Source organism: Planctomycetota bacterium (assembly GCA_033763975.1).
Taxonomy (GTDB): domain Bacteria; phylum Planctomycetota; class Phycisphaerae; order Phycisphaerales; family UBA1924; genus RI-211.
This window is the reverse complement of sequence record JANRJM010000001.1, coordinates 43,207-58,168: the sequence shown is the minus strand read 5'-3', so window position 1 is coordinate 58,168 and position 14,962 is coordinate 43,207. Positions and strand designations below refer to the sequence as shown.

The 14,962-nt window shown below is 68.6% G+C and carries 14 protein-coding genes; 8 read left to right on the top strand and 6 right to left on the bottom strand.

Going from position 1 to position 14,962, the window contains the following annotated elements; all coding sequences use genetic code 11:
* Positions 1–15: 15 nt before the first annotated feature.
* Positions 16–1,080, bottom strand: coding sequence for an MBL fold metallo-hydrolase (locus SFY69_00250; GenBank protein MDX2130467.1), 1,065 nt, complete (start codon positions 1,078–1,080; stop codon positions 16–18).
* A 205-nt stretch (positions 1,081–1,285) separates the two neighbouring features.
* Here SFY69_00250 and efp point away from each other — a divergent pair, with 205 nt between their 5' ends.
* From efp to SFY69_00235, 3 genes are all read left to right on the top strand, one after another.
* On the top strand, positions 1,286–1,840 hold the full coding sequence (efp, locus tag SFY69_00245; protein ID MDX2130466.1) for an elongation factor P: 555 nt from the start codon (positions 1,286–1,288) through the stop codon (positions 1,838–1,840).
* A gap of 16 nt (positions 1,841–1,856) precedes the next feature.
* Positions 1,857–2,384 (top strand): shikimate kinase, encoded by a 528-nt coding sequence (locus SFY69_00240; GenBank protein MDX2130465.1) that lies wholly within the window; start codon positions 1,857–1,859, stop codon positions 2,382–2,384.
* A 106-nt stretch (positions 2,385–2,490) separates the two neighbouring features.
* Positions 2,491–3,651: a hypothetical protein gene (locus SFY69_00235; protein ID MDX2130464.1), complete on the top strand. Its 1,161-nt coding sequence runs from the start codon at positions 2,491–2,493 to the stop codon at positions 3,649–3,651.
* Between the two features lie 56 nt (positions 3,652–3,707).
* On the opposite strand, the gene SFY69_00230 is transcribed toward SFY69_00235, so the two are convergent.
* On the bottom strand, positions 3,708–4,343 hold the full coding sequence (locus tag SFY69_00230; protein MDX2130463.1) for a phosphoribosylanthranilate isomerase: 636 nt from the start codon (positions 4,341–4,343) through the stop codon (positions 3,708–3,710).
* 201 nt (positions 4,344–4,544) lie between these two features.
* On the opposite strand from SFY69_00230, the gene SFY69_00225 reads away from it, so the two are divergent.
* Both SFY69_00225 and tnpA read left to right on the top strand, forming a co-directional pair.
* Entirely contained in the window at positions 4,545–5,675 is a 1,131-nt protein-coding gene (locus SFY69_00225; GenBank protein MDX2130462.1) for a citrate/2-methylcitrate synthase, read from the top strand.
* Between the two features lie 278 nt (positions 5,676–5,953).
* Entirely contained in the window at positions 5,954–6,397 is a 444-nt protein-coding gene (gene tnpA, locus SFY69_00220) for an IS200/IS605 family transposase (protein ID MDX2130461.1), read from the top strand.
* 433 nt (positions 6,398–6,830) lie between these two features.
* On the opposite strand, the gene SFY69_00215 is transcribed toward tnpA, so the two are convergent.
* Entirely contained in the window at positions 6,831–7,349 is a 519-nt protein-coding gene (locus SFY69_00215) for a hypothetical protein (GenBank protein ID MDX2130460.1), read from the bottom strand.
* A gap of 234 nt (positions 7,350–7,583) precedes the next feature.
* Here SFY69_00215 and rpsU point away from each other — a divergent pair, with 234 nt between their 5' ends.
* Together rpsU and SFY69_00205 are read left to right on the top strand one after the other, a co-directional pair.
* Entirely contained in the window at positions 7,584–7,805 is a 222-nt protein-coding gene (rpsU, locus tag SFY69_00210; protein MDX2130459.1) for a 30S ribosomal protein S21, read from the top strand.
* A 99-nt stretch (positions 7,806–7,904) separates the two neighbouring features.
* Positions 7,905–10,526 (top strand): sodium-translocating pyrophosphatase, encoded by a 2,622-nt coding sequence (locus SFY69_00205; protein MDX2130458.1) that lies wholly within the window; start codon positions 7,905–7,907, stop codon positions 10,524–10,526.
* Positions 10,527–10,718: 192 nt separating this feature from the next.
* On the opposite strand, the gene SFY69_00200 is transcribed toward SFY69_00205, so the two are convergent.
* The 3 genes from SFY69_00200 to SFY69_00190 form a co-directional block, all read right to left on the bottom strand.
* The gene (locus SFY69_00200) at positions 10,719–11,234 is read right to left on the bottom strand and encodes a hypothetical protein (GenBank protein MDX2130457.1); all 516 of its coding nucleotides are present in this window, start codon (positions 11,232–11,234) and stop codon (positions 10,719–10,721) included.
* 79 nt (positions 11,235–11,313) lie between these two features.
* Positions 11,314–12,006 (bottom strand): translation initiation factor IF-3, encoded by a 693-nt coding sequence (gene infC / locus SFY69_00195; protein ID MDX2130456.1) that lies wholly within the window; start codon positions 12,004–12,006, stop codon positions 11,314–11,316.
* Between the two features lie 288 nt (positions 12,007–12,294).
* On the bottom strand, positions 12,295–13,686 hold the full coding sequence (locus SFY69_00190; GenBank protein ID MDX2130455.1) for a serine/threonine-protein kinase: 1,392 nt from the start codon (positions 13,684–13,686) through the stop codon (positions 12,295–12,297).
* Between the two features lie 329 nt (positions 13,687–14,015).
* On the opposite strand from SFY69_00190, the gene SFY69_00185 reads away from it, so the two are divergent.
* Positions 14,016–14,936, top strand: coding sequence for a prepilin-type N-terminal cleavage/methylation domain-containing protein (locus SFY69_00185; GenBank protein ID MDX2130454.1), 921 nt, complete (start codon positions 14,016–14,018; stop codon positions 14,934–14,936).
* The last annotated feature ends 26 nt before the right edge of the window (positions 14,937–14,962 follow it).

Genomic DNA, 14,962 nt, shown 5'->3' with positions numbered 1-14,962 from the left:
GGTCTCCGGTGTGTGCTAGGCGCCGGCGGGCGTGCCCGCGGGAGCCTTGGGCGCGTCGTCCTTCTTGCCCCTGCTGAGTTCGTCGAACACCCCGCCCCAGAGGAACGGCTGCGCGAACTTCAGCAGATAGGCGTCGCGGTCGGGCAGGGTCATCTTGACGACGTCCTCGCGCGGCGTGCCGTCGGCGATGGCCTTGGCGACCGTGCGGTGCACGGCGTTGAGGTACGCGATCTGCGTGTCGATGATGGCGGGGCCGCCGACATCGCCGTGCCCGGGCACCACGACGGTCTTGTCGTTGCACAGCGTGCGCATGCGCTTCAGCGCGCCCAGCCAGCCCGTGATGGTCGCGCCGCCCTCGACGTCGAAGTACGGGTGCAGCCCGTTGAAGACCAGGTCGCCGGTGACGAGCAGGTTCTCCGACGGCACGTGGACGACCAGGTCGTTGTCGGTGTGCCCCGGGCCATAGTGCAGCAGCGTGACCGGCGTCCCGCCGACGGCGAGCTTGGTCTGCGGCGTCCAGGGCTCCTTGGGCGTGAGCGCGTCGCCCGGGAGGTTCGCGAGGTTGTCGCGGAACGACTTGGCGTCGGCGGCGGCGGCCTGCGCGCCCTCGACCTTGCTGACCTCCAGCGCGCCGATCTTCTGATCGAGCTGCGCCAGGAACGCCTCGCGCGATGCCCCGATGCGCTCCGCGGCCTTCGGGTGCGCCATGAGCGGCGCGTCGGCGTGGAACGACCCGTTCCCGCCGGCGTGGTCGAAGTGGTGATGCGTGTTCAGCACGCGCACGAGCGTGCCCGCGCGGGGCTGCATCTCGCGCCGCAGCGCGGGGGCGATCACCGCCTGCTTGGTGTCGACGAGCAGCGTCTCGCCCTTGATGGTGAGCACCACGCTGTTCCCGCCCACCAGGCTCAGGTCGTCCCCCGTACGCCCGAGCGCGACGAGCGCGTGCGTGCCCGCGGAACGCCAGGCGAAGAACTCGGCCGCCCGGCGGGCGGCGAGCGGGCGTGCGTGCAACCGGCCTCCCATGACCGCGACGCCCGTGGCGGCGCTCAGGGCGACAAACTGGCGGCGAGAGATGTGCATCGATCTGTCTCCTGGGAAGAACCCTCCCGATGAGGGTACCCGCGGGGAGGACGGAGGGAGCCTCTGCCCGGCGCTTCGCCCGGAGGCACGCGTCCCGCCGCTCCGGCCGGGCCTACACTCCCACCCATCGCCGGTCGAGCACTCGGGTCACGTCGCGGTCTGCGCGGCCTTCGCTCCGTCGGCCTGGAAACAGTCGAGGACTCCGATGCAGGCGACCAACCTCCGCCCCGGTCAGGGCATCAAGCTGGACGGCAAACTGTTCGTCGTGACGGGCATCGAGCACCGCACGCCGGGCAACCTTCGCGCGTTCATTCAGCTCAAGATCAAGGACGTCATCAAGGCCCAGACCCTCGAGCGCCGCTTCAAGCCCTCCGACGATCTGGAGGTCATCGACCTCGACCGGCGCCCGATGGAGTACCTGTACTCCGACAACACCGGCGCCACCTTCATGGACGCCGAGAACTACGAGCAGATGACGATCTCGAAGGAGGTCCTCGGCGACGCGCTCCTCTACATGCGCCCGAACTCCTCGGCCATCGTCCTCATGCACGACGGCAATCCGATCCTGATCGAACTGCCCCCGTCGGTGGAGCTGGTCGTCAAGGACTGCGACCCGGGCGTCAAGAACGCGACCGTGACGAGCGTGATGAAGGAGGCCACGATGGAAACGGGCCTCAAGACCCGCGTGCCGGACTTCATCAACCAGGGCGAGACGCTCCGCATCTCCACGGCGGACGGCGCGTACCAGTCGCGCGCCTGACCGTGCGGCGGGCCGCGTGAATCTCGTGCTCCTCGGCCTGCGCGGCGCGGGCAAGTCGAGCGTGGGCCCCGCCCTCGCCGAAACCCTCTTGCGCCCCTTCGTCGATCTCGACATCATCACCGCTCGCGCGGCCGGCCTGCCCAGCGCGGGCGAAGCGCTCGCGACGCTCGGCGAGGCCCGCTTCCGCGAGGCCGAGGCCGGCGCCCTCCGCGTCGTGCTGGCCGGCGACCAGCACGTCGTTGCGCTCGGCGGCGGCACGCCGACGTACGCCCCCAGCGCCCGCCTGCTCTCCGACGCCCGCGTCGCCCGCCGGGCCCGCACGATCTACCTCCGCGCCCGCCCCGACACACTCGCGGTACGCCTGCGAGACTCTGATCTCGCGGCCAGGCCGTCGCTCACCGGCGCGGGCACGCTGGCCGAGATCGACGCCCTCTTCGCGGTGCGCGACCCGCTGTACCTGGCGCTGGCCGACGTGGTGATCGATGTCGACGGGCTGTCGCAGGCCGACGTCGTCGCCCGCTGCGCCGGTGCGCCGCACGCGTGAAGCGGCGCTCATGACGCCCGAACGAGCACGACGCGCGTCGCCCGCGACGGGAGGTACACTCGCCCCCTTCTCATCCCGGGCGTGTGCCCGTTCAGGAGGCTGGGTCATGCGAAGCGCATTGGTTTCGGCGGCGGCGGGCGTGTTCATGCTGGGGATCGCCCCGCAGGCACACGCCCAGGAGTTCTCGATCATCCCCGACAGCACGGTCATCGGGCGCAACTGGGGATATCCCACCGGCACGCCCCATCCGCGCAACACCGAGAACCCCACCGGCGAGACGCGCGTCGACAACCTCGACGTCGTGTTCGAGTCGGTGATCTTCCTCAAGAACCTCGAACTCACGGGCTACGACACGTCCACCGGCATCGACGGCGAGACGTTCTTCGGGTTTCTCGCGCCCCTGCGCCTGCGCTACCGCGCGGGCGAGCGGGTGACGATCGAGGCCGGCGCCGTGCTGGGCCAGAACTTCGGCGACGAGGACGAACTCGACATCGCCGAGCCCCTGCTGCGCATCGTCTACGAGCCGACCGAGAACGTCTTCCTCGTCGGCGGCACCATCCTGCCCACGCACCCCATCCACGACGCGCTCCTCGACGACCTGCACGTCTTCCGCGAGACCGAGCAGGGGCTGCAGGTGCGCGTCGACCTCGAGAACTGGAAGAACGACACCTGGATCAACTGGCGCATCCGCGAGGACGAACTCACCGCGGAGGAGTTCGAGGTCGGCAACGCCTCGCAGCTCCGCTACGCGGGCTTCCACGCCGACGCGCAGCTCCTCTGGTACCACGTCGGGGGCCAGCAGAACTCGGCGGATCGCGTCGAGAACCGCGTCGCCGGGCTGATCGGCGCGTCGTTCGGGCTCATGGGCTCGACGATCTTCGAGGACCGCCCGAAGTGGCTCGAGGACGTCCGCGTCGGCGGCGCGATCCTCGCCAGCCACGACGACACGCTCGCCGAGGAGACCGGCTCGGGCTGGGAAGTCTCCGCGCACATCGACACGCGCCCCGCCGAGTTCGTCATGGTGCGCGGCTTCGCCAGCCACTTCTCCGGCAGCGACTTCTCCGGCGCCCGGGGCGACCCGCTGTACCAGTTCGACGACTACACGCAGGGCGGTGTGACGGCCTTCTGGACGCCCGGCGAGGGCTTCCGAATCGAGACCACCGCCGTCCTCCAGCACGCCGAGAGCGAACTCAACTACACGTTCGCGGTCAATCTTGTGTGGGGCCGCGCCTTCACCGTGTTCACGCCCGGCGCGGCGACGAACTAAGGCGCGTCGGCGGCATGTATGAGCACCGCCCGGCGCGACCAACATCGCCTCACGGATCAACCCGCCGCATCCGCGCGTTGCACGGCCTCGCAGAAGGCTTCTATCAATACGGGGTCCTTCACGCCGCGCGAGGATTCCACGCCGCTTGAAACATCGACGGCGTAGGGGCGTGCGGCGCGGATTGCCTCGCCAACGTTCTGTGGCGTGAGTCCACCGGCGATGATGATCGGCTTCGGGCATGCCTCGACGAGCGGCGCGAGCAGGTTCCAGTCGAAGGCCTCGCCCTGTCCGCCCGCGGAGCCGTCGACGAGGATCGTGCCGACGTCGTCGCACGCCGCCCAGCGGTCGAGGTCGGCGCCGATGGTCGCGGGGTCGAACCTGATGGCCTTGATGACATCCGGGCCGCACGCGCGCACGACCTTCTCGTTCTCATTGCCGTGCAACTGCGTGAGGTGCGTGGGGCAGGCCTGCTCGAGCTCGGCGAAGGCGTCGGGGCGCGGGTCGGCGATCACCCCCACCGCCGCGACGAACGGCGGGAGCAGCCCCATGAGCTCGGACGCGGCGTCGGGATCGATGTAGCGGGGCGAGGACGCGACGAACATGAAGCCGACGGCGTCGGCGCCGCTGTCGGCCGCGGCGAACAGGGCGTCTTCATCGCGGATGCCGCAGATCTTGATGCGCGTGCGTGCCACGGTGGCTCCTTGATCGCCCATGCCCGGGCGAGGGGAATCCCTCGCGGAGGACGGCGGGGGCATCCTACGGACTCGAGCGCGCGCCGCGCGGGGCGGGTGGCGTCGGCGGCTCTATACTGCGGTTCTTGGCCGATGCCGGGCGGGGCGTGCGGGCACAGCACGGGCGGGCCGCGCGATCGTCGGCGGGGTGCAGGAGGTTCCATGACGACGTACTCGAAGGGCCTTGAGGGCGTGATCGCGGCGGAGACGAAGCTGTCGTTCATCGACGGCGAGAAGGGCGTTCTCGAGTACATCGGCATCCCCATCGGCGAACTGGCCGAGAAGAGCACGTTCGAAGAAACCGTGTTCTTCCTCTGGAACGGGCGCCTGCCGACCCGGAGCGAGCTCGCCGAGTTCACCGGCGCCATCCGCGCCCGGTACGAGATTCCGCAGGGCGTCGAGGCGTTCCTCAAGAACATCCCGCCGGCCGCCGAGCCGATGCACGCCATCCGCACGCTCGTGTCGAGCCTGGGGCTGCACGACGCCAAGCCCAACGCGATCGACGTGCCGTCGCTCCGCGAGAAGGCGCTCACCATCCTCGCGCAGACGCCCACCCTGCTGGCCTACTTCCACCAGCACCGCCAAGGCAAGCCCTTCGTGCGCCCAGACGCCTCGCTCGGGCTCTCCGAGAACTTCCTGTACATGCTCAACGGCAAGCGCCCCACCGCCGCCATGACCAAGGCGCTGGACGTCTGCCTCGTGCTGCACACGGACCACGGCCTGAACAACTCGACCTTCACCGCGCGCGTCATCATCTCCACCGAGAGCGACATCTACTCGGCGATCACCGGCGCCATCGGCAGCCTCCGCGGGCCCCTGCACGGCGGGGCCAACGAGGGCGTCATGCGCATGCTGAACCAGATCCCCAGCGTGGCGGCGTGCGAGGCCTTCATCCAGGACAAGCTCGCCAAGAAAGAGAAGATCCCCGGCTTCGGGCACCGCGTGTACAAGGCGTACGACCCGCGGGCCACGCACCTCAAGGTGCTCGCGCAGCAGCTCGCGCACGACACGGGCAACACCCAATTGTACGAGAAGTCGACGGCGATCGAAGCGGTGATGAACCGCGAGAAGGCCGCCAAGGGCATCTACCCCAACGTCGATTTTTACAGCGCCACGACGTACCACTGCATCGGCCTGCCGCTGGACCTGTTCACGCCGATGTTCGTCATCGGGCGCGTCGGTGGCTGGTCGGCCCACGCGCTCGAGCAGCTCAACGGCAACCGCCTCTACCGCCCGGACGTCGACTACACCGGCCCCCACAACGTCGCGTACACGCCGATCGAGAAGCGGTAAACCCTCGCGCTGCGGCGAAGCCGCTCGGGTCCATAGCCGGGGGTCGCTGCGGAGCAGCGCCCCCGGACGCCGTGCCCCGAGCACACCGTCAGTACACGTCGCCGCGGTTCGCCTCGCGGCCCTTTACCTCGCCGCTCTTCGCCTCACCGCCCCTCGCCGACCTTCCCTTGCGGCGAAGCCGCGGGGGTCAATAGCCGGGGGTCGCCGCGAAACGGCACCCCCGGACGCCGTGCCTACCACCCGCACGCACCGCGTAGCGGTGCGGTACGCTGGCGCGCATGGCGACCACGCTCACGAGCATCCTCGTCCATGTTACGTTTTCGACCAAAGGCCGCGATCCAACACTCCCGCTCGACCCGCGGCCCGAGCTCTTCCGCTACATGGGCGGCATCTGCCGCGACATGCACTCCGCGCTTCTCCACGCCGGCGGCGTCGCCGACCATGTCCACCTCCTCGTCAGCCTGGGAAAAACAACCAGCATCGCGGACCTCATGCTGCACGCGAAGCGCGGCACGTCGTCATGGATGAAACACCAGGTCCCGCTCTTCGCCTGGCAGGACGGCTACTTCGCGTTCTCCGTCGGGCATGACACCATCGACGCCGTCCGGGCGTACCTCGACCGGCAGGAGGAACACCACCGGGGGACCGACTTCAAGCAGGAAGTCCTCGCGTGCCTGGCGAAGTACAGGGTCGAGCACGACCCGCGATATCTGTGGGATTGACCACCCGCACCGCTGCGCGGTGCGAATGGGAGGGGAGTGTGTATCTGGGGGTGCCGCTTTCCGGGGGTGCCGCTGCGCGGCGACCCCCCGGCTACTTACCCCCGCGGCTTCGCCGCGAAGAGCGATGCGTGAAGCGCCGAGGTGAACGCAGCCAAGCAAAGGCAGCCAGGCGAACGCAGCCTGGTGAACGCGGCAACGCGAACGCAGCAAGGCGAACGCAGCAACACGAAAGGAGCCCGGCACGACCATCGGCGGCGGTCGCTTCGTGACGCAAACCCCCGCCCTGCGGCGCTGTGGCGCTGTGGCGCTGCGGCGACGTGGCGCTGCGGCGCTGTGGCGCTGCGGCGCTGTGGCGCTGTGGCGATGTAACGCGGTGGCCCGTGGCGCCGCTCCCGCGACGCGCGGCGTGTCGCACACCGTCCCGCGCGTCCTGTTACATCCCCAGCCGTTGCAGCGTGCCGTCGAGGATCGAGCGCGACATTTCCTGATCGCCGAAGGGCTTGACGACGAGCCGCACGCGGGTGCCATTGGGCACGAGGTCGGCGGTCAGCTCGAGCACGGGGTAGTCGCTCGTGCGGGGCGGGCGGGCGACGAGCGTCCCGAGTTCTTCGGTGGCATCGGCCCGGACGACGGCGTACCCGCGGGCCCGCACGGTGTCCTCCGCCGCGGCGACGACGGCCGGGATACGGGCGGACGCCGGGAGGACGGCGGAGAGCGTGCGGGCGGAGTAGGTGGCCTCGAGGCCTGACTGGCCGTGCGACTTGACCGCCGGGCTGCATCCGCCGAGCGCGCCAGCGACGATGCTCACTGCGCAGGCCGTCGCGGCCAGCCGGCTCGCGATCGCACGGGCCGTCGCGCCGTTCGCGGCCTGCCGGGCGAACGCTCGAATGCCCGACCCGAACAGACCCAATCCAACCGTCCGCACCGACGACGACCTGGCACGCGCGCGCATCGAGAACCCTCCTGACCAACGACCGAACCCGGCGGGAGGATACACCCGGCGGGGAGGGCGTTGGCGTCAGGCGAGCGGCGCGGCACTTGATACCGGGCGGCGGATAGGCTTTACTTGGGGCCCGGCCCGGGGTTCGTGGAAGGGTCGGGTGTCCGGCAAGAGATGGCGAGGTTCGAACTCCCGGCGGCGTGGGCCGTCGCGGACTCGCTGTCGAAGCCCCTGGCGAGGTTGCACATGGCGATTCGAGTCAAAGCGCGCAGTGGAGAGAGCACGGAGGGTCTTCTCCGTCGTTTCAAGAAGCTGTGCGAGAAGGAAGGGCTGACGAAGGACATCAAGCGGAAGGAGTTCTACGAGAAGCCTTCCGAGCGCCGGCGTCGCGCGGCGCGCAAGAGCCAGGTCCGCCGTCTGAAGACCGATTCGCCGCTGCCCGCCAAGCCCGCGAAGCCCGAGCGTTGACGCCGCGGGGCGTTGGCCCCGTGTCCGCTGTCCGCTGCCCGCCGCGCCAGTGATGTTGCGCTCCAGCCGCTCCCGATCCCTCGTGAGGAGGTTTTCCTGATGCAATCCGGCTCCACCCCCCCGCTGACACCGGCACGCGCGGGCGCGATCGTGGCGCGCCTGCTGGGCGTGCTCGCCGCCGTGCTCCTGGGCGTGTCGCCCGCGTTCGCCGAGACCACCGGCGGGCACAAGCCCGGCGGCGAGGTGAACATCGTGCTTCCCGACCTCACGAACGACTCGGTGAAGGCCGAGTTCCTGGGCGGGATGAGCGGGCACACGCTGCTCCTGGGCGGGATCGCGGTGAGCGTGCTGGGTCTGGTCTTCGGGCTGATGATCTTCATGCAACTCCGCGCGATGGAAGTGCACAAGAGCATGCTCGAGATCAGCGAGCTGATCTACGAGACGTGCAAGGCGTACCTCCTGCGGCAGGGCAAGTTCCTGCTGATCCTGTGGGCGTTCGTCGCGGCGGCGATGACGGCGTACTTCCTGCTGCTGGTGGGCGTGTCGGCGTTCGACATGGGCGTGATCCTGCTCTTCTCGCTCATCGGGATCGCGGGGTCGTACGGGGTGGCGTGGTTCGGCATCCGGGTGAACACCTTCGCGAACAGCCGCGCCGCCTTCGCCGCCCTGCGCGGGAAGCCCTGGCCCTGCTACGACATCCCGCTCAAGGCGGGCATGAGCATCGGCATGGCGCTCATCAGCGTCGAGCTGCTCATCATGCTGATCATCCTGCTCTTCCTGCCGAGCGAACTGGCGGGCAAGTGCTTCATCGGGTTCGCGATCGGCGAGTCGCTCGGCGCCGCGGCCCTCCGCATCGCCGGCGGCATCTTCACGAAGATCGCCGACATCGGCTCCGACCTCATGAAGATCGTCTTCAAGATCAAGGAAGACGACGCCCGCAACCCCGGCGTCATCGCTGACTGCGTGGGCGACAACGCCGGCGACAGCGTCGGCCCCTCGGCCGACGGGTTCGAGACCTACGGCGTCACGGGCGTCGCGCTCATCACGTTCATCATGCTCGCCCTCGTCCCCGGGCTGTACCTGCCCGACGGGGTGACGGTCGCGTCGGCCACCGCCGAGCAGCTCGCCGCCGCCCAGATGGACGCCGCCAGCGTGCAGGTCAAGCTGCTGGTCTGGATCTTCATGATGCGCATCATCATGGTGATCGCCTCGGCCGCGTCGTACTTCGTGAACCAGGCCTGGGCAAAGGCCAAGTTCGGCAGCGCCTCGAAGATGAACTTCGAGCAGCCCCTCACCACCCTCGTCTTCATCACCAGCTTTGTCTCGATCATCCTGACGTACGTCGTCAGCTACCTGCTCATCCCCGACATCAACGGCGACACCAGCCTGTGGTGGAAGCTCTCGTCCATCATCACGTGCGGCACGCTCGCGGGCGCGCTCATCCCCGAGATGGTCAAGTGGTTCACCAGCGTTCACTCGCGCCACGTCAAGGAAGTCGTGACCAGCAGCGAGCAGGGCGGGGCCAGCCTCAACATCCTTTCGGGCCTGGTCGCCGGCAACTTCTCCGCCTACTGGCTCGGCATCGCCATCATGATCCTCATGGGCATCGCCTACTACCTCACCACGTGGGGCTTCACCCCACCTGGCGCCGAAACCCCCATGTTCCTGGGCGACCTCATGGTCGCGCCGGCGGTGTTCGCCTTCGGCCTGGTCGCCTTCGGCTTCCTGGGCATGGGCCCGGTCACCATCGCGGTCGACTCGTACGGCCCGGTCACCGACAACGCGCAGTCCGTCTTCGAACTCTCGACCATCGAGACTACCCCGGGCATCCACGCCGAGGTCAAGAAGGACTTCGGCTTCGACCCCGACTTCGAGAAGGGCAAGGAGTTCCTCGAAGAGAACGACGGCGCCGGTAACACCTTCAAGGCGACCGCCAAGCCCGTGCTCATCGGCACCGCCGTCGTGGGCGCGACGACCATGGTCTTCGCGCTCATCATCGGCCTGACGCACGGCCTGACGGAGAACCTCGACAAGATGGGCCTGCTGCACCCGCCCTTCCTGCTCGGGCTGATCGCGGGCGGGGCGGTCATCTACTGGTTCACCGGCGCGAGCACGCAGGCCGTGTCCACCGGCGCCTACCGCGCGGTGGAGTTCATCAAGGCGAACATCAAGCTCGAGGGCTCGACCAAGGCGAGCGTCGAGGACAGCAAGCGCGTCGTCGACATCTGCACGCGTTACGCCCAGGCCGGCATGTTCAACATCTTCCTGGGCATCTTCTTCGCAACCCTCGCCTTCGCCTTCTACGACTCGTACTTCTTCATCGGCTTCCTCATCTCCACCGCGCTCTTCGGGCTGTTCCAGGCCATCTTCATGGCGAACGCCGGCGGCGCGTGGGACAACGCCAAGAAGATCGTCGAGACCGATCCCGTCTACAAGAAGTCGGGGCGCGGCAAGGGCAGCGATCTCCACGCCGCCACCGTCGTCGGCGACACCGTCGGCGATCCCTTCAAGGACACCAGTTCGGTCGCCATGAACCCGGTGATCAAGTTCTGCACGCTCTTCGGCCTGCTCGCCGTCGAACTCGCCATCAGCGTCGCCGCCTCGCAGGGCACCGTCTTCACCCACACCCTCGCCGCCGTCTTCATGGCGATCTCGGCGTTCTTCGTCTACCGCTCGTTCTACGGCATGCAGATCACCGGCTCGAAGGTCGGCTCGCACTGACCGACCCCGCCCCGGGCTCGTGGGCCCGGCGCACACGCCTCGCAACGACACACGCGGTGCACGCGGCGCTCCGCAGAGCCCCTCGCGCACCGCGTGTGTGTTTTCCCGCTGTCGAGATCCGTTCGAACCGCGCGGGCGGGGTGCATCCGGCGCCCGCCCGCGCGGCCGCCGCGTCGCCCACGGTCGCACCGCTTACAGGTTGAACTGGGCCGCGAGCTTCTGCACCTCGGTGCCCAGGGCCTCCACGCCCTGACGCACTTCGGCGCCCAGCGTGTCGAACGCCTCGCCGGACGCGTCCTTGAGCGACGCGGCCTTGGCGGCGAGGGCGTCGTACTGCTTCTCGAGCGACTCGATCCCGGTCATCGCTCCGGCCCGCGTCGCCTCGGGCAGCTTCGCCGCCTGCTCCTTCATGCGCTTCACCTGCGCCCCGAGCGTGTCCAGCTTGGGGTTGAGGGCGTCGAGCAGATCGGCCCGCGCCTGGGCCGCGGCGTCGGCGGCGCCCTGCGCCCCCTTCTGCACGGCGTCGGCGCCCTGCTTCATCGCGTCCTTGCCGGCCCCGACGAGCCCGTCGACCGCGCCGGCCGCCCCGGTGGTGGGCGTCTGGGCGGGCGTTGCGGGCGGGGGCGCCTTCTCTTCGCAGCCCACCGGGAGCACCAGCATCGAGGCCATCACCAGCGGCAGACCCATACCCCACGCACGAGTGGACATGACACGTTCCTTCCGCGGCGATTGCCGCCTGTTCGTTCGCCCCCGTTGACCGCTGTCCGGCACGCCGTCCCGCGCCGCATCAATCTTCGGCGTCGTCGCCGTCGTCGTGCTGCTCGGACGCGAGTTCCTGCTCGAGTTCCTCGATGGACTTTTCCTCTTCCACCTTCTGCCCGGCGGCGATCTTCTCGGCGCGTTCCTTCTCGAGCTTGCGCTTGATCGCCTCGACCTTGACCTTGTCGGGCGCGAGGATGATGCTCGCCTGCTTGCCCATCCAGCGCGGGCTCTGCTCGACCTTGCTGATGTCGGCGAGCGCGTCGCGCACGTCGGCGAGGTTCTCGAGCCCCAGCTCCTTGTGGGCGATCTCGCGCCCCTTGAAGCGCTGGGTGAACATGACCTTGTGCCCGGCCATCAGGAAGCGGCGCGCCTGGTCGACGCGCACCTTGATGTCGTGCGGGTCGATCTTGACGCTGCGCCCCAGGCGCAGCTCCTTCATCTCGTTGGACTTGCTCGCCGCCCGCTGCTTGCGCTGCTTCTGCCCGAGCTCGTACTTGTACTTCCCGTAGTCCATGATCTTGCACACGGGCGGGCGCGCCTCGGGCGAGATCTCGACCAGGTCCATCCCGAGCTCGTTCGCGCGGCGCAACGCCTCGCTCGTCTCGATGACGCCGAACATCTCTTCGTCCGGACCGATCACCCGCACCGGCGTGATGCGGATCATGTGGTTCACGCGGATGCGCTGCACCGGCCCCTGATCGCGGCTGAATCGACCCATTAGCGGCGTTCTCTCCTGGTCGACGGGCGCGCGGCGGTCCCCGCGCGACGCTTCGCCGTCGCCTGTCTGGTCTGCTGCATTGTGCCGGGGCGCGTGCTCATGCGGACGTCGAGGGGCCCTGCCCCGCGCGGCGCACGAATGTCCGGAATACTGCTGGACGCATGCACGCTCCACGATCTCCCGCACGCCGCCCGCACGCTGCGGGCGATACCGGGTGATTCCCGTCCAATGCTACGGGACCCTGCCCCCCAGAGCAAGCACATTCCGGCCCGTCCACGCCGGCTATTTCTACTCCCCGGACCGCGCCACCAGCACGATGTTCACGATGACGCTCACCCCGAGCAGCACGCACAGCAGCACGAACAGCCAGTTGCGGATCGCCATCGCGCCCGACGGCTTGGCTTCCACGTAGTCCGCCGGCACCGACGATTCCGCCGCCGCCAGTTGGCTCAGGTCCGTCCCGCCGATCTCCTTGTGCGCCAGGCGGGGCACCTTCCCGTCGCGCACCAGGCGCAGGTCCTCGATCAGGTCCGCGCACGTCTGGTACCGCGACGCCGCGTCCTTGGCCATCATCATCTCGATGACCTCCGAGATCCCGCTGCTCAGCTTCGGGTTCACGTGGTCCGGCGCCACCAGCTCCGCCTTCAGGTGCTTGTGCATCACGCTCGAGGGGTTCTTCCCGTCGAAGGGCACCTGCCCCGTCACCATGTGGTACAGCGTCGCGCCCAGCGAGTACACGTCCGCCTGCGGGCCGATGTTCAGTTCGCCCCGGATCTGCTCCGGCGAGATGTAGTACGGCGTGCCGAACGCCTTGCCCTGCTCGGCCTCCGCCGCCTCCCGGTCCGAGATCGCCCGCGCCAGCCCCATGTCCGCCAGCTTCGCCGTCCCGCCCTTCGTCAGCATGATGTTCTTGGGCTTCACGTCCCGGTGGATCAGCCCGCGCTGGTGCGCGTGGTGCAGCGCCTCGGCCACCTGCAGCGTCAGGTCGATAGCGTCCTTCTCCGCGAACCGCTTGCTCTTCGCGATCTCGTCGTAGACCGTCGTCCCGTCCACGAACTCCATCACGAAGTAGTGGTACTCCCCCGCCTTCCCCACGTCGTACGCCTGCACGATGTTCGGGTGGTTCAGCTGGGCCGCCGCACGCCCCTCGGCGTAGAACCGCTCGATGAACTGCGGGTTGCTCGTGAACTTCCGCGGCAGCACCTTGATCGCGACGATCCGGTCCAGGCTCAGCTGCTTCGCCTTGAACACCGTCGCCATCGCGCCCGCGCCGAGCTTTCCCAGCACCTTGTACCCGGGGATCTTCTGCCCGCTGCGCTCCGCCTGCGCCACCTCGCGCAGGCGCGCCATCTGCCGGCGCGTCACGTACTCGTTCTCGACCAACAGGTCCGCCAGCGAGCGCTGGTTCGGATCCTCGGTCAACTGCTTCACCATCGACAGGCAGTGCTGAACCTCTTCGGGGGTCGCAAACCCCTGATCGATCACCAGACGCCCCACGATCGTGTCGACGTTTGTCCCGCTTTTGGCGACTTCCTGGAGCACTTCCTCGGGCGTCGGGGCAGCCGGGCCGGTCGAGCCCATCTTCCGCCCGTCGGCCTCGCTCACGGGGCCGCTGCGTCCCAGGGGCGAGGTGGCGCCGGGATCCGGGCGACGGGGAGAATGAGCGGATTCGTCGGGCATTCGAGGTCGTTCGGAACTCGGTCGGTCGTCCGCGCCGCCAGATCGGCGATGAAAACGCGGCCCATGGTATCAGCGTACGCCCGCACGCGCCGCCAGTTGCCAGAAGCCGGCAGTTCGCTGGGCGAGGACGAACCACGCGGTTCGGCTCATCGACGCCCCGGCGACGCTCGATATCGGTCGATGCCGGGGAAGTTGGTGCATCCCGGTTGACGGTCTGTTCGTAGTGTGGTTAACTGCATCCTGACGTTGCCGACACCGGGCACACCCCGGGAGTCCCGCTCGGGCGGTCGGCGACAAGGCCGTCTGTCGGTTTTCAAGGGGTACACGCTATGGGTCGTTCGAACGCGCGTCGCGGCTTCACCCTGATTGAACTCCTTGTCGTCATCGCGATCATCGCGCTGCTGATCGGGATCCTGCTGCCGGCGCTGGGCAAGGCCCGCAAGGCCGGCCGTCAGACGGTGTCGCTCAGCAACGTCGCGCAGATCGCCAAGGCCGGGGCGGCGTACCAGACCGAGCAGAAGGGCTTCCTGCCCATCACCCCGCTGTGGTCCGGCGGGCGCACCTCGCCCCCCAGTCCCTCCTCGCCGACCACCGGGCTCATCGGCTGGTGCACGTGGAGCGCGTTCGGCAAGAACGCCCAGTACCGCTGGGGAGCCGGCACCTACGGCGCTCAGTTCGACCCCTATGCGGGCAACCGTCCGCTGAATCCGTTCCTCACCAGCGAGGCGATTCCGAATCCGACGAGCGCGTCTCCCACCGACACCGCGCGGCTCAACTTCCAGATCCCGGTCACGCGTGACCCCAGCGATCAGCAGGGACACCAGCAGAACTGGCCGAACAACAACGCCAACCCCTTCCTTTCGTGCTACGACGATGTCGGCACGTCCTACCAGTGGCAGGCGAAGTGGTGGGATCAGGTGACCCTGCAGTTCCCCGGCCAGAGCTTCCTCGGCCGCTTCGACATCGGCGCCAAGCGCTTCAAGATCGCCGACTCGTTCCAGCCCTCGCGCATGGTGTGGCTGAACGATGAGTGGGCCGACATCATCATGAACGCTCCCTCCGACAACTACCGGGTGCGCAACGGCTACGGCGACATCAACAAGTCGGTCCTCGGCTTCATGGACGGGCACGCGTCCTACCTCGACGTCATTCCGGGCGGCACCAGCCACCCCGAGGCCAATCGGCGTCCGGACCGCGTGCCCGCGTTCAACAACGAGAAGTACTGCGTGATCTTCCCGTACATCAACTGACCTCGGATCTCACCGCCCCGCCCGCC

Bases quoted from the DNA above. Each gene is read 5' to 3' on its own strand.
- SFY69_00250 (MDX2130467.1), bottom strand. From the start codon at position 1,080: ATGCACATCTCTCGCCGCCAGTTTGTCGCCCTGAGCGCCGCCACGGGC.
- efp (MDX2130466.1), top strand. From the start codon at position 1,286: ATGCAGGCGACCAACCTCCGCCCCGGTCAGGGCATCAAGCTGGACGGC.
- SFY69_00235 (MDX2130464.1), top strand. From the start codon at position 2,491: ATGCGAAGCGCATTGGTTTCGGCGGCGGCGGGCGTGTTCATGCTGGGG.
- SFY69_00225 (MDX2130462.1), top strand. From the start codon at position 4,545: ATGACGACGTACTCGAAGGGCCTTGAGGGCGTGATCGCGGCGGAGACG.
- tnpA (MDX2130461.1), top strand. From the start codon at position 5,954: ATGGCGACCACGCTCACGAGCATCCTCGTCCATGTTACGTTTTCGACC.
- SFY69_00215 (MDX2130460.1), bottom strand. From the start codon at position 7,349: ATGCGCGCGCGTGCCAGGTCGTCGTCGGTGCGGACGGTTGGATTGGGT.
- rpsU (MDX2130459.1), top strand. From the start codon at position 7,584: ATGGCGATTCGAGTCAAAGCGCGCAGTGGAGAGAGCACGGAGGGTCTT.
- SFY69_00205 (MDX2130458.1), top strand. From the start codon at position 7,905: ATGCAATCCGGCTCCACCCCCCCGCTGACACCGGCACGCGCGGGCGCG.
- SFY69_00200 (MDX2130457.1), bottom strand. From the start codon at position 11,234: ATGTCCACTCGTGCGTGGGGTATGGGTCTGCCGCTGGTGATGGCCTCG.
- infC (MDX2130456.1), bottom strand. From the start codon at position 12,006: ATGGGTCGATTCAGCCGCGATCAGGGGCCGGTGCAGCGCATCCGCGTG.
- SFY69_00190 (MDX2130455.1), bottom strand. From the start codon at position 13,686: ATGCCCGACGAATCCGCTCATTCTCCCCGTCGCCCGGATCCCGGCGCC.
- SFY69_00185 (MDX2130454.1), top strand. From the start codon at position 14,016: ATGGGTCGTTCGAACGCGCGTCGCGGCTTCACCCTGATTGAACTCCTT.